The organism is Empedobacter falsenii, from assembly GCF_013488205.1.
Lineage (GTDB): Bacteria > Bacteroidota > Bacteroidia > Flavobacteriales > Weeksellaceae > Empedobacter > Empedobacter falsenii_C.
The window spans coordinates 1,977,637-1,995,520 of record NZ_CP040908.1 but is presented as its reverse complement, the minus strand read 5'-3'; the positions used below and the strand labels follow the sequence as shown (position 1 = coordinate 1,995,520).

Below are 17,884 nucleotides of genomic sequence, written 5' to 3'. Positions count from 1 at the left end.
ATAAATAAAAAACAAATAAAATGAGTAAAGGACCAATCAGTCAGTTTATAGAACATAACTATAGACACTTTAATGCAGCTGCTTTAGTTGACGCTGCAAAAGGATATGAGCAACACTTGTTAGAAGGTGGTAAAATGTTAATTTCTTTGGGTGGAGCAATGTCTACTGCTGAATTAGGAATTTCATTAGCTGAAATGATTCGCCAAGATAAAGTGCACATCATTTCTTGTACAGGAGCAAATTTAGAAGAAGACGTAATGAATTTAGTTGCGCATTCACACTATAAAAGAATTCCAAATTACCGTGATTTAACACCAGAGCAAGAGCGTGAATTGTTAGATACGCACTTTAACCGTGTTACAGATACTTGTATTCCAGAAGAGGAAGCTTTTCGTCGTTTACAAGAGCATTTAGAAAATGTTTGGCATGCAGCAGAAGAAAAAGGTGAACGTTATTTACCACACGAATTTTTATACCAAGTTGTAAATTCTGGAGTTCTAGAACAATACTACGAAATTGATCCTAAAGATTCTTGGATTGTTGCTGCAGCTGAGAAAAATTTACCTATCGTTTGTCCAGGTTGGGAAGATTCTACAACAGGAAACATTTTTGCATCTAATGTAATCAAAGGAAATTTAAAAGCGTCTACGGTAAAATCTGGAATTGAATACATGATTTACTTAACAGAATGGTATCGTGCAAATTCTGATGGTAAAGGTGTAGGTTTCTTCCAAATTGCAGGTGGTATCTCTGGAGATTTCCCTATTTGTGTTGTTCCAATGATGTATCAAGATTTAGAGTGGACAGATGTTCCTTTCTGGGCATATTTCTGTCAAATCTCTGACTCTACAACATCTTACGGATCTTATTCTGGAGCTGTTCCAAACGAGAAAATTACTTGGGGTAAATTAGATATCGATACACCAAAATACATGATCGAATCTGATGCAACAATCGTAGCACCATTGATTTTCAACTATATTTTAGGAAACTAATCAATAGAATATATAAACCAAAAAAACCACATCTCATGATGTGGTTTTTTTTATGCTATATTTTAGAATATTCTTCTAGAAAAAAGAGATAATATTTTTCTAGAGATTTAAATCGTTTTTTACTTAATAAACTATATAAATTTACATTTTTAGCTCTATTATCTTCATATATATTAATTTTGGATAAATACTCTTCGTTAAATTTATTCCAAAATTCATTTGCTTCATCAGATAAATTAGCAGTTTTAGAGGCTAAATAACACGATATTATTTTTTCTTGGCATTCTGATAATCTTTCTTTTGAGTTGCCTGAAGAAATATATAATTTTTCGACTAGTGAGCAGATTTTTTCATTATAATATTGAGACATAATTAATCTTTCATTGCTTCACCAGCTTTTCTATGTGTAAATTTTCCATAGATATGTCTTCTAGCAAAACGGCTTGGAGAGTCAGAATTTACCATTTTGATGTACGTGTTTTTAGGAACACCGAAATATTCGTAATGATTTCCATCTAAATGTTCTACTTTCAAAATTTGTTCATCCATATAAAAATCATGAATGTTGGATTTTGCAGTTGTAATCGTATATTCTTCTTTGTTTTTTTCGTGCGTTTCAGGATTAATACTTACTAAAAAGTGGTATGCTTCGATCACAACTTTACTTTTTTCTTCGGCTTCTATTTTACCTGCTTCGTCGTTGATAAATTTATCAGGATGCGCATCTTTCATCGTATTTCTGTAAATTGTTTTCAACTCTTTTAGAGTAACATTTTTATCAACTCCAAGTAATTTTCTGTGTTCTACAACGCTTTTCATAATTATAATCCTTTTTTCGGAGTGCAAAAGTACGGATTATAAATCACGAAATACGTTTAATATCCATAAGTTTCGTTAAGATTATGATAAATAATTTTCTTTTTGTTGAGAATTTGATATTCAATGCCAATACTATCCTTGTTTACAGAAACCAATTTAGCTTGTTGAATAGGTTCGTTTTCGTATTCATATAACTTTGGATCATCAAAATTAATATTTAATGTTTCAGAAACAATGTCACTATAATCTGGTCTCGCAATATTTTGTGATTTTTCTAAAATAAGAAATTTAGATTCAGAATTGTAGATATAGGCACGTTTCTTTGCCATAACTTTTTTCATAACCACTATTTTGTATTCGTCGTTCATTTTAATGGTTTGAATTGTATCCAAATTAAATAAAAAACTAAGGATTGCAATAAACGGAATTGCCATTGGTAAAATGCTTAATCCAACTAAAGCAAAAAGCAAAAATCCATAAATTTTGATATAGATGATTTTCCAAAATTTAATAATGATGTAAAAGGTGAAAATAATCCAAGTCCAAGCTAGAATTTGATAGGTATATTCTCCTTTTAAATTCAAACCAATAAGGCTTAAACTCAACAAAAAAAGAATGAAAAGAACAGAGGAAATGATGTAGGTTTTGAGTGATTTTGGCATTTAGGTTATGATTTATTTTTTCGAATATACATTATTTATATGATTTAATCGTTTTGGATAAAACGAATTTTCTCGAATATTTTTGTAATTTTAAACAAGCTAACAGCAAACAAAATAAGTATGAAATTGAAAGACGTTCCTGAATTGAAAAATTCTATTTTAGATCTTCCTTCAAAAGAAAAGGATAAACTTCTTTTACGTCTTATCAATAAAGATGAAACCTTGGTAGAGCATTTACATTTTCAATTATTAGAAGATGAAAGTGATTTGCAGGAACGTGTAAAAAATATTTATGAAAAGATTGATTTACAGTTTAAAAAGTCTCATCACTTAATTAATCAGATTAATATAAATAGAAGTCATCGTCAATTGTTGTTGACGCTAAAAACATTGAGTGGAATTGTGAATTATCATGTTCAAATTACGAAAGATAAAGTGTCAGAATTTGAATTGAGAAAATATATCATTCAAGAATCTTTTAGTCGTTATCCTTATCTTTTTGAAACTTATACAACGGGAGATAATGCAGAAAAATTATACAACTATCAACTTGGGAGATTGAAATTGATTTTTTCTATTTTTGAAAAATTTCATGAAGATTTAAAATTTGATTACCAGAACGATGTTGATGAAATTAATAATTTTTTAACAAAAACTCCTATAAATTTCAAACCTCAATAGCTCTTTAAAACAAAAGGTTGTTTATATAATATTGTGTAAAATAATAATTAATTATGCTATAATAGCTTTATTTTTAATTTGTTTGGTCTATTTTTTGTTAGGATTTTAGGTATGAATTAACAAATTATTAATTTAATTAATTGTTAAATATCGAAAAAAGTATAGTTAGTTCTGTGTAAACCGAACTAACTATTTTATATTTGCATGGTTTTGTAGATTATACACATTATGAATATAAAAAATCAAGCATGTAATTCGGATCTTTTTTGCAGCTTTAGCGCTTTTCTGGAGAGAACCTATAGTTTTCCTCCATTGACGGCTAAATTGCAAGCATACATGATTTTAGAATCGGATGAGGAGGGGTTTACGTTTGAAGAACTTCTTGAGATTTTTAATGTTAGTAAAAGTTCCTTATCAAACTCTATTAACTACTTACTATCGATGAAACACATCGAATACATAAATAAAATTAACTCTAGAAAAAGATATTTTAGATTAAATTTTAATTATTTGACAGAGAAATTAGATTTTTTATTTGAAATGATTTCTCAAGATATAGGTTATACAAATCGAATAAAAGAACATAAACTAGCGAATAATACGCTTTCTAAAAATGTTGAAAATAGAGTAGTTGATATCTATTTGGAACATCTTAATCAAACAAAAGTGATATTAGACGAAACAATACAAAAAATAAATAAAATTCAACTAGAAAATAAGTAAAAGTAATATGAAAAACGTTAACGTTATAATGGTTGGTGCTTTGGCAATAGCTTTGAGTTCTTGTGGAAAGAAAGACAATGCTGCTGCTCAACAAGCACAAGGTCCAACACCTTATCCGGTAGTTGATGTGCCTACGAAAGTGGTGACGAGTTATGATGAATACCCTGCAAATATTCAAGGTATCGTAAATAATGATGTTCGTGCAAAAATCCAAGGATACATTACAGAAGTTTATGTTGATGAAGGTCAATATGTACAAGCTGGTCAACCTTTGTTCAAATTAGAAACAAATGTTTTAACTCAAAATGCGGATGCTTTAAAATCTGGTGTTGGTGCAGCGCAAGCTAATGTAAAAGCGGCTCAGGCTAATGTAAGTGCAGCGCAAGCGGCAGTGCAAGCAGCTCAAGTAGAGGTGAACAAATTGACTCCGTTGGTACAAAAAAACATTATTAGTAATGTACAATTAGAAACTGCAAAAGCTAATCTAGCAAAAGCACAAGCGAGTTACAATCAAGCTTTAGCTGCTAAGTCTCAAGCGCAGGCTGGTGTTACTCAAGCTCAATCAAATTACAAAGGAGCGCAAGCAAATGTAGATTATTCTGTTGTTAGAGCACCTATTAGTGGAGTGGTTGGTTCTATTAATTCTCGTCAAGGGACATTAGTTGGTCCTACGGATCAAACTCCAATTACTACAGTCTCAAATACAAGTAGAGTATATGCTTATTTCTCTATGAATGAGAAAGAATATTTAAACTTTATTTCTAAATCAGAAGGAACTACTTTAAAAGATAAATTAAATAAAATTCCAGCAGTAGAATTAGTATTAGCTAATGGAGATGTTTATCCTGAGAAAGGTAAAATACAAACTGTAACTGGTCAAATTAACCCAACAACAGGAACAATCGATTTCCGTGTTACGTTTAACAACGAGGCTAAGCTTTTGGCAAATGGTAATTCAGGACGTATTCGTGTTCCAAAAACTTATGTTGATGTATTGGTTGTACCAGAAGCTGCAACATTTGAACAGCAAGGTATGACTTATGTTTACAAAGTAACAAAAGATACAGCTTATGCAACTCCAATTACTGTTGTAGAAAGAGCGAACAATATGGCAGTTGTAAAAGACGGAGTGAAGAAAGGTGATAAAGTTGTTGCACAAGGTGTAGGTAAATTACGTGATAAAACAGCTGTTAAACCAACTCCAGCAAACTTTGATCAAATCGTAGAATCTACAAAAACGGTATTCTAAATTGTAAATAGATATGTTAAAAAAGTTTATTGAAAGACCCGTACTATCTACGGTAATTTCTATCCTTATATTGATATTGGGGATACTGGGGCTTATATCGCTTCCAGTAACACAATATCCAGATATTGCACCCTCTACTGTAAAAATTTCTGCTTCGTATCCTGGAGCAAATGCAAAGACAGTAATGGAGTCTGTAATTATTCCGATAGAGGAACAGGTGAACGGGGTTGAAGGAATGGATTATATTTCTTCTACTGCCTCTAATAACGGTTCTGCTTCTATCGATGTTGTATTTAAACCAGGTGTAGATGGAGATATCGCACAGGTAAACGTACAAAACCGTGTGGCACGTGCTACACCATTATTACCTTCGGAGGTAACTCGTTCTGGGGTTGTGACACAAAAACAACAGACATCAGCATTGATGTTTGCTTCGTTTAGTTCAACAAACCCTAAATATGATGAGATTTATCTTCAGAATTATTTGAACATCAACATTATTCCAGCCTTAAAACGTGTAAACGGTGTAGGGGATGCAACTGTGTTTGGTGCGATGACTTATTCTATGCGTATTTGGTTAGATCCTTCTCGTATGGCTAGTTATGGTTTAGTTCCTTCTGAAGTTTCTGCAGCTTTATCTCAAGAATCTCTTGAAGCTGCTGCTGGTTCGTTAGGGGAAAACTCTGGACAATCATTCCAATATACAATCACATATTCTGGACGATACAAGACAGAAGATCAATATCGTAATATTGTTATTAAATCTTTACCAAACGGACAGGTTCTTAGATTAAAAGATGTAGCGAATGTAGAATTTGGTGCTCAATCTTATGCAGGACGTTCTGCAATGGATGGAGATCCTTCTGCTGTATTTGCTGTTTATCAAACGCCAGGATCTAATGCACAAGAAATTATTGTAAACTTAAGAGCTGAGTTAGAAAAAGCTTCTAAATTATTACCAGAAGGAGTTTCTTACACTATCTTAATGGATACAAATACATTCTTAGATGCGTCTATTTCTAAAGTTGTTCACACAATGATAGAGGCGTTTATCTTAGTATTTATTGTTGTATATATTTTCTTACAAGATTTCCGTTCTACATTAGTACCATTGATTGCGGTACCAGTGTCTATTATTGGTACATTCTTTTTCCTTAATTTGGCAGGATTCTCGTTAAACTTATTAACGTTATTTGCCTTAGTACTCGCCATTGGTATTGTGGTGGATGATGCCATTGTTGTTGTGGAAGCCGTGCATGCTCGAATGGAGTCTCATCACGAAGCTCCTATGGATGCAACGAAAAATGCGATGGATGAAATTTCTGGAGCGATTATCTCAATTACATTAGTAATGTGTGCGGTGTTCGTACCAGTAACATTTATCTCAGGACCTACTGGAGTATTCTACAAACAATTTGGTATTACTTTAATTGTTGCCATTTTAATTTCGGCATTAAATGCCTTGACATTATCTCCAGCATTGTGTGCTTTATTCTTAAAACCACATCAAGAAGGAGAGCAAAAACGTAACTTTATTCAACGATTCTTTGATGCTTTCAATGCTTCATTTGATCGTATGACACATAAATATGGTAATTCATTCAAATTTTTAATTAAACACAAATGGATTTCATTCTTATTAATTATTCTTAGTGGAGTAGGAATTTGGGGTATTGGAAAAATGATGCCAACAGGTTTCGTGCCAACTGAAGATAACGGATTTATTATTGGTAATATCGAATTACCAGCGGGTGCTTCTATGGACCGTGTGTATGAAGTTGAAAAAGAATTCCAGAAAAAAATTGAAAAAATTCCTGGATTAGATAAAGCAACAATTATCTCAGGTAACTCTATTATTTCTGGAGCTGGTTCTAATTATGGTATGATGTTCATTAAATTGAAACCATTCGAAGAACGTACAACAGATGCTTTATCAGTACAATCAATCATTGGACAATTATTTGGTGCTGCAGCTCAAATTCCTGATGCTCAAATGATTTTCTTCCAACCACCATCAATTCCAGGTTTTGGTATGTCTTCTGGTTTCGAATTGAAATTATTAGATAAAACAGGTGGAGACATTGCTGATTTTGATAAAGTTGCAAAGGAATATATTGGTGCATTAATGCAACGTCCAGAAATTATGTATGCTCAAACTTCTTTAAATACAGGTTTCCCTCAATACGAAATCGATGTTAATATTGAAAGAGCAAAACAATCTGGTGTTTCAGTAAGTTCTATTTTCTCAACTTTACAAGGATATATTGGAGGATTATATGCAGCTGACTTTACACGTTTTGGTAAACAATACCGTGTGTACATTCAAGCTTCGCCAGATGATCGTATCAATGAAACAAGTTTAAATAAAATGTTCGTGAAAACGGATGCAGGTTCAATGACACCAGTTTCACAATTTGTGACTTTAAAACGTGTATATGGTCCTAACTCTGTTAACCGTTTCAACTTATTTACATCAGCTAATATTACAGGAGCTGTAAAACCAGGATTTTCTACAGGTGATGCAATTACAGCAATTAATCAAGTTTCTGAACAAACATTATCTACTTCTTATAGTACTGACTTTACAGGTCTTACTCGTGAAGAGATTAATTCAGGTTCTCAAACAGCAATGATTTTTGCTTTATGTATCGTATTCGTGTACTTTATTTTATCTGCACAATATGAATCTTATGTTTTACCATTCGCAGTATTATTATCTGTTCCTTGTGGTATGATGGGTGCATATTTATCTCAATGGTTAGCTGGATTAGAAAATAATATTTATTTCCAAATTGCCTTAATCATGTTGGTTGGTTTACTCGCCAAAAATGCCATTTTGATTGTAGAGTTTGCATTACAAAGACGTGTACACGGAATGTCAATTATTCAGGCAGCTATAGATGGAGCGAAAGCTCGTTTACGTCCAATTTTGATGACATCTTTTGCCTTCATTTTAGGATTAATGCCATTAGTATTTGCAACAGGTGTATCATCTGCTGGTAACCGTTCTGTAGCAACAGGAGCAGCATTTGGTTTATTAGTAGGTACAATTTTAGGTTTATTTGTTATTCCAGTATTGTTTGTTGTTTTCCAAACATTACAAGAAAAAGTTAAACCAATTAAATTTGATCGTCCACAAGAAGAAATTGAACATAATAATTCAATCTAAAAATGAAAAAGTACAGAATATTTAATATTACTTTAATCGCAGCTGGATTGTTTGCTGTTCAGTCTTGTTTCGTAGCAAAAGATTATCATCGTCCTGAAGCTGTTGTAAATGAAGCAAATTTCAGAACAGATGTTATTGCAAAAGACAGTGCAAGTGTTGCAACTGTTTCTTGGAAACAAATTTTTACAGACACTCAATTACAAGCTTTGATTAATCAAGGTTTACAAAATAATTTAGATATACGTTCAGCACTGCAAAATATTGCAGTCGCTGAAGCGTATGCTAAACAAGGTAAAGCAGGTTATTTACCAACTTTATCTGTTGGGCCAAAATATACGTTTACAGAAAACTCTCGTAACACTCAGTTTGGTGCATTGATGTCAAAACGTGCACAAAGTCAATACGAAGTTTCAGGGAACTTAAGTTGGGAAGCAGATATTTGGGGTAAAATTAGAAGTAATCAACGTGCATCAGCTGCAACTTATTTGCAAACTGTAGAAGCGCACAAAGCGGTTAAAACACAAATTGTTGCTTCTATTGCAAATACGTATTACAACTTATTGGCTTTAGATGAGCAAAAAAGAATTTTAGATAAAACTTTAATCAACCGCGAGCAAAGTTTAGAAACAACGAAAGCTTTGAAAGAAGCTGGTAATGTTACAGAAGTTGCAGTTAACCAAACGGAAGCGCAATTGTTCAATGTGAAATCATTATTGGTTGACGTTGAAAATGGAATTAAGATGAACGAAAATGTGATGAGTATTTTGTTAGGAACAAATCCTCAATCTATTAATCGTACAAACTTAGCTTCTCAAAAAATTGACGAAAAATTATCTGTTGGTGTTCCAGCTCAATTATTAGAAAATCGTCCTGATATCAAAGCTGCAGAGTTTGGATTGATGAACGCTTTTGAGAATGTTAACGTTGCGAATGCAAGTTTTTATCCTTCTCTTTCTATTACTGCAACTGGTGGTGTACAAGGAATTGATATCGATAAATTGTTTAGTGCGCAATCTTTATTTGCGACGGTTATCGGTAGCTTAACTCAACCTTTATTACAACAACGTAAATTGCGTACGCAAAAAGAAGTCGCTTTAGCAAATCAAGAAAATGCTTTGATTAATTACAAAAGCAAAATCTTAAATGCAAGTAAAGAGGTTTCTGATGCGTTATACACATACAATGCAGCAACGAAGAAAGCTGAATATAAACAAAAAGAATATCAATTATACAATCAAGCAATTACCTATTCTGAAGAATTGTTAAACTACGGTATGGCAAACTATTTAGAAGTAATTACAGCAAGAGACAATGGGTTAAATGCTGAATTGAATGTTGTTGATGCGAAATTATCATCTTTATCATCAATGGTCGAATTGTATCGTGCTGTTGGAGGTGGATGGCAATAAGCAATTCTAATCTTAATAAAAAAACCTCTCAAATATTTGAGAGGTTTTTTTATTTTTTCAATATTTCATCAAAAAAATCTTTCGAATCGTTATCAAACGTAGGTTTTTGTAACAATAATTGAGAGATCTTTACAATTTTATCAAAATCTTGTTGAGTAAAATATTCACCAAAATGCTCGTTGCAAAAATCACCTAAATTTCCTAAAACGATATTCACTTCCTCTTCGCTCAACTCACCTTTTTGTTTCCAACGTTCACGGAACAAACTTGCTGCTAAATAAGAAGAAATATCGATCAAATCATCTATTGAAATGTTAGATCCGTTTTTCAATTTTGCCATAATCAACGTATCCATATCGCGATAAATCACTTCTCGTATTGTCAAATCTTTATTTTCCATTCTTTGTATTCTTTCACAAAATTAGAGATTAAAATTTGGTTCTACCTGAAATTTCATCAATTCTTTCGTTTTTGGATGTGTAAATTCCAAAGATTCTGCATGTAAATGTAAACGATTTGCTTTTTTTCCATATAAATCATCGCCAATAATTGGCGCATTTAGTCCTAAACGATGCGAAGCATGCATGCGCAATTGATGTGTACGACCAGTAATTGGATAAAAATAAACAAGTGTTTTATTGTCTTTTCTTAAAATGACTTCATATTTTGTTTGCGCCGTTTTTCCATATTCATAACAAACCATTTGTCGTGGTCTGTCGTCCAAATCGACACGCAAAGGCAAATCTATAAAACCGTTATCATGTTCGATATTTCCGTCTAAAAGGGCAATATAACGTTTATGAACTTTACGTTTAATGAATTGTTGTTGAAGAATTTTATGACTCTCTTTATTTAAAGCTAAAACAAGAATTCCAGAAGTTGACATATCCAAACGATGAACAATAATTGGACCTGTAGCCAACGGAAATTGATGTTTAATTCTAAGATAAACCGAATCTTTAATCTCAATTCCAGGAACCGAAAGAAACTCTTCTGGTTTATTGATAACAACCAGATCATCATCTTGATATAAAATTTCTAACTCTTCAATAATTGAATTTTGCTTCAACAATAAGTTTTCATTCAGTTCAATTCCTTGCAACATATGTCCTAAAATAGGCTCACATTTTCCTGTACAAGCTGGATAAAATTGTCCATGTTTTCTAACTTCAGACTTAGGTGAATCTCCCCACCAAAACTCAGCCATACAAATTGGTTCTAAATCATTTTGAAACGCATATTGCAATAATTTGGGTGCAGCACATTCTCCGGCAGCAGCTGGAGGTTGTTGAAAAACAGTGTTCGAAAAAATCTCTAATAATCCTTTTTCTTGCTTAAACTTATTCAAGAACTGATATTGATTAAATAATTGATTTTGAAGTGAATTAGATTTTGTTTTTCGTTCTTCTTTTAAAGAACTGATTTTATTCTCAAAAACATTTATTTCGTTTAATAAAAGCTGTTTTTCAGCATCAAGTTTTTCACTCAAAACTCTGAATTCATATTTATCACGTAAACTTTGTTTTACTAAATCTTCTTCAAAAAATTTAATTTCTTCTTCAGATAAAGTTGATAAAATTGTTTCGCGTTGAGCTTTTCGATCTTTTTTATTTGATTTTAAAAGTTGTTTTCCTTCTTCAATTTTTAATTTAGAATTGATTTCAAATTGAAGAAAATCTTCTTTAAGTTGTAGATAGTTTTGATTATTCTCTAATGATTCTAAAATACGATTGATTTCATTCAAACGTTCTTCTTGTTCTAAGAAAAAACCATTTTTATTCAACATATCAAAAACAGGTGGAACAAAAACTTTGTGCTGATTAGTATTAGCCAATTTCCCCGAAACAGCTGCTAAATAACCAATTTTGTTCTCCTGATTTCGAACAACTAAAACTCCAAACATTTTACCAATTGGAGTAGAAAATACGTCATTTTCTAAACCAAAATTATGTTCAAAATCGATTTGATTTTCCAAGTATTCTTGTACCTCTTTACATGCTTGTTTTGCAATTTCAGTTGGTTCATAATAAAATGGATAATCAAACTTTTCGGGAAGTTCGTATGTTGTAATTGATTGTTTAAAATATTGAAAATAACTGGACATTTGTTTCTTTAAAATCGATGCAAAGATACAGTTTAAGGTATAATTTTAGAAAAGAATAGTTATAAAACACGAAAAAGAGCTTGATTTATCAAGCTCTTTTTTTAATCATCTATCGTATCTTTTTTAATAACTTTTGTATTATTTGGGACTTTTCCGTATAAAAAGTCGAGATATATTTTACTATAAGAATTAAATAATTGGAGTAATTTGAAATAATTTACATCATTCAATTCTATTTTAGATTCGGTATTCGTTAATGCATTATCAATGAAATCTCTGATTTTGAATTTCGGAATTTTTAAATCATTTGTGAAATAATCATCACCAAAATAATTTTTGATTTTTGTAATTTTATCATACTTATCTTCATAATCTAGTAATGCTTTTCGTTGTTTTGCTTTGCCAGAAAAAACATCATAAATACGTCCAATATCCAACCTCGTCAACGTAATATCTCCACTCAAAAATCCAGCTTTCAACGAAGATGTATCTTTTATAGGTTTGATATCAGGATTAACGCCAAGACTTTTATAAAGTTTTGTTACAACATCAGCTTTTTTTCCATTTTTTACATCTTTTTCAAGAATACCTGTCAACTTTTGACCAATATATGCGGTATTCAATTGAATTGTCTGAACAGCTAAATGGACTACAATTGTTTGTTTATTGAACAAATTTGGTCTTAAGATAATTAGTCGATTTTCATACCAATCAGATTGTATTTTTAGCGTGTCATTTACTTTTGCTTGAATAAGAAAAGTTCCTGTAAAATTAGAAATTGTTGTATGATTTGTTCTCAGATTTGTAACGTAAACTCCTTCTGCTGTATCGTCAGAATCATCAATAATAATGTTTCCCTGAACCCATTTTTCTTGTGCAAAAATAAAATTCGATAACAGCAATATTAGAATGGTAAATAGTGATTTCAATTGTTCTTGATTATACGTTTAATTATTTGTACGAAGATAAGTCTTAATAAATTAGCATCAATTTTGTTAACGTTTATTGGCTAAATTTTAAAAATCTATTAAGAATTATTGATTTTTGTTTTGATTTAATTCATTCAAATAATCTTTCGCATAAGATTCTAAATCAATCATTATCGTACCAAATTGTCTACTCAAAACTTTTTCTTGGAGCGGATAACGCGCATTAACATAATATAAAAATTCTTCTATTTTATATTCAGGAATTTGTAATTGATTTGTATAAAAATCTGTTGGATAATAATGTTTAACTTCTTGAACAAGAGAAAGTTTTGTTTCGTAGTTACGTACACGGCGTTGCTCACGATAAAAACCATTCATATGACCAATTAATCGAACAGGATTTAAAACATCCATTGGTTTGAATTTGGCAATATCTCTTTTAGGTTCTAAATCTCGTAAACGTTGATCAAGTCCCATTTTATCGTACAAATCTGTTTTATTATCCGTATGATATTTGGGTTGTAAAGGACCTTTACCAATTGTTGCACCACTCAATTCAATTGTTTCAATATCCAAATGTGCTTGTAAAAAACCTTTGTTGTAAATATTTTGATTGATTACAATTTTTCTAGGAATCAAAAAATCTGCTTCAAACAAAATTGTATCGCCAACATTTGCTTGGATAGAATAATAGCCCGAAGGGCTTGTATATGTCTTACTTTCTGATGTCAGATTTTCTATACGAGCACCAGAAACCGAGGAAATATAATCGTTTCCTTCGTCTACAACCACAGAACCAGTAATCAACTTATTTTGCGCAAAGCTGATGAATGGAAAGATAAATAGCGTGTATGTTAACCAATATCGCATGTTAGATTTAACCTTTTATTTTTTGTTTCATTTTCGACCAACGATAATTTCGGATGAATTTCTCTTGATCTCGATTTACCATTTTTTTTGTACCATTGGTTTTAGCTTCAAAAAAACCTTTCAAATAATACAAAATATATGTGGGTTTCTTTTTACGTAAAGCCAATTTTGTGCCAGCAATTAATGTAATCCAAAATCCATAACCTAATGCATAATAAGCTGCACCTTGTTTGTAAAGCGCCGATTTATTGTAACTAGCACCAGTTGGTTTTAGATGTTTGATGTGTAAAGATTCGTCTGTAACAACTTTCCAACCATAATATTTGCACAACAATTCGTCTACTGTATCCCAACCCATATGCGCGCGTAATCCACCAATTTTTTCGTAACATTTTTTTCGATAACCCTTAAATGCACCACGAATATGGTCTTTATCTGTCAGATTTTCTAGAATCCAATTCCCGTCTTTGTCAATATACGCAAAACCACCAACCATTGCAATGTCTTCATCTTGATTAAAATGAGTTAAAATAGTCTCAAAATAATTAAACGGAATATCTAAATCTGCATCCAATTTAACAATAATATCATAATTTGGATCAATGATTTCATAACCTTTCAAGAAAGCTTGTATCACTTTACTTCCAGGCTGATGTTCACCTTTCGATAAGATATTTCTTAATTTGATGAACGGATATTTAGCTGTAAATTCTTCTACAATTTGTTGTGTTTTATCAGTTGAATGATCGTTTACAACAATCACTTCATAGGGCAAAACAGTTTGATTAACGAGAGAATTTAGCGTAATCGCAATAAAATCTTCTTCGTTATGTGCAGGTATAACAATAGAGTATTTAGTAAGTAAAGTCTTTTTTTCGTTCTGCGTAGACAGCATAATATCTTGGTGTAATTCTTCTTAATAAGGGTCTTATTCCCAGTTTGTTTGATGGATGCGTCCATTTGTGACGATGTATCACATTCCATCCAGCTTTTTCCATTAACATGTCAAATTGCCAATCTTCAAATTCGTGATAATGTACATCTCGCACATCATTTTGATTACGATAAGCAGGCGAAAACCACAAACGCATCGGAATTGAAGCTAATAATTTATCTCCAGGCAAATTTCTCAACACTTCCATTGGATTGACTAAATGTTCTAAAATTTCTAAAGCCGTCACAAAGTTAGCATCATAATTTTGCAAATCCTTATAATAATAGTCCAAATCGTCGCCATTTGTATTTTTTACATCAAAACCATTTTCTAACATCACATCTGTAAAAGGATTTTTGATTCCCAAATCAAGGATTTTATCAGTAGGTTGAGCAAATTTTTTCAGCAAAGCTAAGGTTTCATTGTATCTTTTTTGTGGATATACTTTGTACATTGTGTTAGTTGTTTTCGGATGATAAATTTAATCATCTATTTTAATATTGTTCGTTTCTATTTTAATTTTTTTTATTGCAAATTTGTCAGATGAAAACGATCGGATATTATCGATTACGAAACAAAAATAAAGTAGAAGGTTTTGCGAAGGAGATTGATGGAGTAACCTATTTTAAAGGTTATAATGAATTTTCTTGGCACGAAAATGCTTTGCAATTTGATACCATAGATATTGGAATAGATATATTGGATAAACGAAATCGACGATTATTTACCAATGATATTGTGTTATATAAAGTTTCTAAAAAGCCATTTTTACGTACAGGTTTTGTCGTTTACGAACCAAAACTGAAAGAATTTGGAATCGTAGATCAACAAAGTTTTCATTTTACACCTTTCTATGTTGAAGGTTTGTGTTTGTTCGATCATGATAAACTCGAAGTGATTTCTCATTTATTTACGAAGAAAGAAAAGACTAAATAACTTATTCGGATAGATTTTTGATAATAGATTTTAAAAATCTATTATAATGAAAAAAATAATCACGCCTTTATTATTTTGTTCAGCAGTTTTGCTTTCTATTCAAATGATGAGTTGCACGAAGAATACTGAACCTAAAACTGAATCTGCGAAAGTTAATTCAAATTCTGAAATTGAATCAAACAAAAAAATCGTTCTTGATTTTTACCAACAAATGTTTGGTGATAAGGATTTAACGGCGGTTGATAAATATATTGCTCCAGAATATATTCAGCACAATCCTAATGTAGCAGATGGTTCTGAAGCATTCAAAAAAGCTGCAGAAGGGTGGTTCAAAGGAGCTCCAAAAACCAAAATTGATGTACAACATATTGCAGCAGAAGGAGATTTGGTTTTCTTGCATATCAAAAATATAAATCCAGATGGTTCGCTAAAATCAACAATTGATATTTTTAGACTAAAAGATGGTAAAATTGTTGAACATTGGGATGTGCATCAAGATGTTCCGAAAGAATCTGCCAATCCACATCCAATGTTCTAAATGACGCTTAAAAGATAAATAAATCTCCCAAAAGGGAGATTTTTAGTTTATATAATATTGTCAATTATTTGAAAATTATCATTTTATGATAAATGTTCTCTTATTTTTTAGATTAAAAAGCTTCCCTTAGTTTTGCAAAAAAAATTAGTTTGTCTTTTCGATTTCGAGTCCATTTATCCAATAAATCCATTTATGTTATAGCGCTTATTGTAAGTGTTATTGCTGTGTTTGCTCTTGTTATATTGAGTTTTTTGATTAATAAAGAAAGTCAAAAAAATAATGATGAGTTTGTCAAAAAAAGTTTTTTGAGGAAATATGAAGCAGTTGAATTTGAGTTTAAAAACATCGAAGAATATCAAGAAGTTTTAAAAAAAGTTGTTAAAAAGACAAATGAAAAAAATGTAGCAGATCATTTTTTGGTTTTGAATGAATTAAATTCAAATCGAAAGTTAATTCGCCATGATTGGTTTTCTATTCATTCTCCAGAAACAAATTATTTTCCTGATGAATCAATCCTTTCAAAAGCTATCAATCAACCAAATATTAAAGAATTTCAATCGATATATACTACAAAAAATCAACAGATTGATAATTTTTTATTGGATTATAAAGACACGTTGTATTGGGTAAATTACGATTCTATTAAGTTGTCTGATGGACAAAATATGTATTACGGTTCGACGATTAATCTGTTTGATTTGTATAATTTTTTTACGACAGTTGATGCAACTTCGTCCAATTATATGTATGTTTTCAATAAAGATGGAATTTGTATTACGCATCCTGATGAAAAATTTATTGGGAAAAATGTTTTCGATTTTACAGATATCCAGCCAAACGATACGATAACGAGCACAATTAATTCTAATTTTTCACAAGATTTATATACGTTGAATGATGCTTCGTCCGAATTTATAAAAGATACGGATATCAAACGTTTTATAAAACCTTTACACACCAAAAATTTTGATGGATATATTGTCGTGAATCATTTGAGTTATATCATTGATGAAAATGTAGAACGAACTAAATTTTATATAGGTTTTATTTTCTTAGGGACTGTTTTTTTAATTATAATTATCTTTTTGTTATTCAATATAATAACATCTAAAACATACAAGGAAAAAGCGTTTGTAATCGAAGAAAAAAATAGGTTGTTAATTGAAAACGAAAAGATTAAAAACGCGAATACTCTAACGCAATTACAACAATTAAAGAATCAAATTAATCCACATTTTTTATTCAATTCCTTGAATTCTCTTTATATGTTAATTGGTTTGAACAAAGAGAATGCACAGAAATTCACGATGAATCTTTCTAAAATTTACCGATATCTTATTGTTCCGCCAAAGGAAAATGTTGTGCTTGTAAAAAAAGAATTAGATTTTATTGCACAATACATGGATTTGCATAAAAGTAGATTTTCGGAAGAATTAATTTTTGATTTACAAATTGAAGATTCGAAAAGCTTAGAAAAAAACATTCCATATTTAGCATTACAGATTGTTGTAGAAAACGCAATAAAACATAATATTGCTACAATTGATCAACCTTTGACTATAAATATTGTTGTAAAATCTGATTTGATTATCGTCAAAAATACTTTTCAGAAAAAAAATAAAGCAACGGAAAATGAGAAATTTGGTTTAAACTATTTACAAAAAATCTATCATTTTTATCAAGTTGATAATTTCTCAACAAAAGTAGAAAATGAAGATTTTATTTGTTTTTTACCTTATATCGAATCAAAATATCCATTCACTCCAAAAAACTAACCACTCACTCCAAAAAACTATTATTATAAGAAAACTGCGCTTAAGTTTATGCCATAATTAATGATAATTTAATGTTCGAATGAGTCATAAT

18 protein-coding genes are annotated in these 17,884 nt (G+C 30.9%); 9 read left to right on the top strand and 9 right to left on the bottom strand.

The features are described from left to right. Window positions 1–20: 20 nt before the first annotated feature. The gene (locus FH779_RS09290) at window positions 21–995 is read left to right on the top strand and encodes a deoxyhypusine synthase family protein (protein WP_180904449.1); all 975 of its coding nucleotides are present in this window, start codon (window positions 21–23) and stop codon (window positions 993–995) included. Between the two features lie 55 nt (window positions 996–1,050). Here FH779_RS09290 and FH779_RS09285 read toward each other — a convergent pair whose 3' ends face one another. Genes FH779_RS09285 through FH779_RS09275 form a run of 3 tightly spaced genes read right to left on the bottom strand, consistent with a single transcriptional unit; the run spans window position 1,051 to window position 2,476 of the window. Then, window positions 1,051–1,365, bottom strand: coding sequence for a hypothetical protein (locus FH779_RS09285; RefSeq protein ID WP_180904448.1), 315 nt, complete (start codon window positions 1,363–1,365; stop codon window positions 1,051–1,053). Window positions 1,366–1,367: 2 nt separating this feature from the next. Then, window positions 1,368–1,814, bottom strand: coding sequence for a KTSC domain-containing protein (locus FH779_RS09280; protein ID WP_038330588.1), 447 nt, complete (start codon window positions 1,812–1,814; stop codon window positions 1,368–1,370). Between the two features lie 56 nt (window positions 1,815–1,870). Continuing rightward, window positions 1,871–2,476, bottom strand: a complete 606-nt coding sequence (locus tag FH779_RS09275; RefSeq protein ID WP_180904447.1) for a hypothetical protein — start codon at window positions 2,474–2,476, stop codon at window positions 1,871–1,873. Between the two features lie 120 nt (window positions 2,477–2,596). On the opposite strand from FH779_RS09275, the gene FH779_RS09270 reads away from it, so the two are divergent. The 5 genes from FH779_RS09270 to FH779_RS09250 all read left to right on the top strand — a co-directional run bounded on the left by FH779_RS09270 (window position 2,597) and on the right by FH779_RS09250 (window position 9,707). Then, the gene (locus FH779_RS09270) at window positions 2,597–3,157 is read left to right on the top strand and encodes a hypothetical protein (protein WP_180904446.1); all 561 of its coding nucleotides are present in this window, start codon (window positions 2,597–2,599) and stop codon (window positions 3,155–3,157) included. A gap of 228 nt (window positions 3,158–3,385) precedes the next feature. Then, window positions 3,386–3,880: a GbsR/MarR family transcriptional regulator gene (locus FH779_RS09265; protein WP_038330593.1), complete on the top strand. Its 495-nt coding sequence runs from the start codon at window positions 3,386–3,388 to the stop codon at window positions 3,878–3,880. 7 nt (window positions 3,881–3,887) lie between these two features. Then, window positions 3,888–5,129: an efflux RND transporter periplasmic adaptor subunit gene (locus tag FH779_RS09260; protein ID WP_180904445.1), complete on the top strand. Its 1,242-nt coding sequence runs from the start codon at window positions 3,888–3,890 to the stop codon at window positions 5,127–5,129. Between the two features lie 13 nt (window positions 5,130–5,142). Further along, on the top strand, window positions 5,143–8,298 hold the full coding sequence (locus FH779_RS09255; protein ID WP_180904444.1) for an efflux RND transporter permease subunit: 3,156 nt from the start codon (window positions 5,143–5,145) through the stop codon (window positions 8,296–8,298). A gap of 2 nt (window positions 8,299–8,300) precedes the next feature. Then, window positions 8,301–9,707: an efflux transporter outer membrane subunit gene (locus FH779_RS09250; RefSeq protein WP_180904443.1), complete on the top strand. Its 1,407-nt coding sequence runs from the start codon at window positions 8,301–8,303 to the stop codon at window positions 9,705–9,707. 49 nt (window positions 9,708–9,756) lie between these two features. Here the strand turns inward: FH779_RS09250 and FH779_RS09245 are convergent, their stop codons facing one another. From FH779_RS09245 to FH779_RS09220, 6 genes are all read right to left on the bottom strand, one after another. Further along, a complete protein-coding gene (locus tag FH779_RS09245; RefSeq protein WP_180904442.1) occupies window positions 9,757–10,107 on the bottom strand; it encodes a hypothetical protein in 351 nt (116 codons plus the stop codon). A gap of 21 nt (window positions 10,108–10,128) precedes the next feature. After that, window positions 10,129–11,811 carry an RluA family pseudouridine synthase gene (locus tag FH779_RS09240; protein ID WP_180904441.1) on the bottom strand — a complete coding sequence of 561 codons (1,683 nt, stop codon included), beginning with the start codon at window positions 11,809–11,811 and terminating at the stop codon, window positions 10,129–10,131. A gap of 101 nt (window positions 11,812–11,912) precedes the next feature. Then, the gene (locus FH779_RS09235; protein ID WP_236688212.1) at window positions 11,913–12,740 is read right to left on the bottom strand and encodes a hypothetical protein; all 828 of its coding nucleotides are present in this window, start codon (window positions 12,738–12,740) and stop codon (window positions 11,913–11,915) included. A 105-nt stretch (window positions 12,741–12,845) separates the two neighbouring features. Next, the gene (locus FH779_RS09230) at window positions 12,846–13,610 is read right to left on the bottom strand and encodes a hypothetical protein (protein WP_180904440.1); all 765 of its coding nucleotides are present in this window, start codon (window positions 13,608–13,610) and stop codon (window positions 12,846–12,848) included. A gap of 7 nt (window positions 13,611–13,617) precedes the next feature. After that, on the bottom strand, window positions 13,618–14,505 hold the full coding sequence (locus FH779_RS09225) for a glycosyltransferase (protein WP_180904439.1): 888 nt from the start codon (window positions 14,503–14,505) through the stop codon (window positions 13,618–13,620). Further along, window positions 14,465–14,998, bottom strand: a complete 534-nt coding sequence (locus FH779_RS09220; RefSeq protein ID WP_180904438.1) for a class I SAM-dependent methyltransferase — start codon at window positions 14,996–14,998, stop codon at window positions 14,465–14,467. The genes FH779_RS09225 and FH779_RS09220 overlap by 41 nt, the downstream gene beginning before the upstream one ends. Before the next feature lie 89 nt (window positions 14,999–15,087). On the opposite strand from FH779_RS09220, the gene FH779_RS09215 reads away from it, so the two are divergent. The 3 genes from FH779_RS09215 to FH779_RS09205 all read left to right on the top strand — a co-directional run bounded on the left by FH779_RS09215 (window position 15,088) and on the right by FH779_RS09205 (window position 17,793). Beyond that, the gene (locus FH779_RS09215) at window positions 15,088–15,480 is read left to right on the top strand and encodes a hypothetical protein (RefSeq protein ID WP_038335734.1); all 393 of its coding nucleotides are present in this window, start codon (window positions 15,088–15,090) and stop codon (window positions 15,478–15,480) included. Between the two features lie 46 nt (window positions 15,481–15,526). Then, window positions 15,527–16,018 (top strand): nuclear transport factor 2 family protein, encoded by a 492-nt coding sequence (locus tag FH779_RS09210; protein WP_180904437.1) that lies wholly within the window; start codon window positions 15,527–15,529, stop codon window positions 16,016–16,018. A gap of 305 nt (window positions 16,019–16,323) precedes the next feature. Continuing rightward, window positions 16,324–17,793 (top strand): histidine kinase, encoded by a 1,470-nt coding sequence (locus FH779_RS09205; protein WP_244957939.1) that lies wholly within the window; start codon window positions 16,324–16,326, stop codon window positions 17,791–17,793. The last annotated feature ends 91 nt before the right edge of the window (window positions 17,794–17,884 follow it).

Excerpts from the sequence above, each read along its gene's own strand:
- FH779_RS09290 (WP_180904449.1), top strand. The coding sequence starts at position 21 with ATGAGTAAAGGACCAATCAGTCAGTTTATAGAACATAACTATAGACAC.
- FH779_RS09285 (WP_180904448.1), bottom strand. The coding sequence starts at position 1,365 with ATGTCTCAATATTATAATGAAAAAATCTGCTCACTAGTCGAAAAATTA.
- FH779_RS09280 (WP_038330588.1), bottom strand. The coding sequence starts at position 1,814 with ATGAAAAGCGTTGTAGAACACAGAAAATTACTTGGAGTTGATAAAAAT.
- FH779_RS09275 (WP_180904447.1), bottom strand. The coding sequence starts at position 2,476 with ATGCCAAAATCACTCAAAACCTACATCATTTCCTCTGTTCTTTTCATT.
- FH779_RS09270 (WP_180904446.1), top strand. The coding sequence starts at position 2,597 with ATGAAATTGAAAGACGTTCCTGAATTGAAAAATTCTATTTTAGATCTT.
- FH779_RS09265 (WP_038330593.1), top strand. The coding sequence starts at position 3,386 with ATGAATATAAAAAATCAAGCATGTAATTCGGATCTTTTTTGCAGCTTT.
- FH779_RS09260 (WP_180904445.1), top strand. The coding sequence starts at position 3,888 with ATGAAAAACGTTAACGTTATAATGGTTGGTGCTTTGGCAATAGCTTTG.
- FH779_RS09255 (WP_180904444.1), top strand. The coding sequence starts at position 5,143 with ATGTTAAAAAAGTTTATTGAAAGACCCGTACTATCTACGGTAATTTCT.
- FH779_RS09250 (WP_180904443.1), top strand. The coding sequence starts at position 8,301 with ATGAAAAAGTACAGAATATTTAATATTACTTTAATCGCAGCTGGATTG.
- FH779_RS09245 (WP_180904442.1), bottom strand. The coding sequence starts at position 10,107 with ATGGAAAATAAAGATTTGACAATACGAGAAGTGATTTATCGCGATATG.
- FH779_RS09240 (WP_180904441.1), bottom strand. The coding sequence starts at position 11,811 with ATGTCCAGTTATTTTCAATATTTTAAACAATCAATTACAACATACGAA.
- FH779_RS09230 (WP_180904440.1), bottom strand. The coding sequence starts at position 13,610 with ATGCGATATTGGTTAACATACACGCTATTTATCTTTCCATTCATCAGC.
- FH779_RS09225 (WP_180904439.1), bottom strand. The coding sequence starts at position 14,505 with ATGCTGTCTACGCAGAACGAAAAAAAGACTTTACTTACTAAATACTCT.
- FH779_RS09220 (WP_180904438.1), bottom strand. The coding sequence starts at position 14,998 with ATGTACAAAGTATATCCACAAAAAAGATACAATGAAACCTTAGCTTTG.
- FH779_RS09215 (WP_038335734.1), top strand. The coding sequence starts at position 15,088 with ATGAAAACGATCGGATATTATCGATTACGAAACAAAAATAAAGTAGAA.
- FH779_RS09210 (WP_180904437.1), top strand. The coding sequence starts at position 15,527 with ATGAAAAAAATAATCACGCCTTTATTATTTTGTTCAGCAGTTTTGCTT.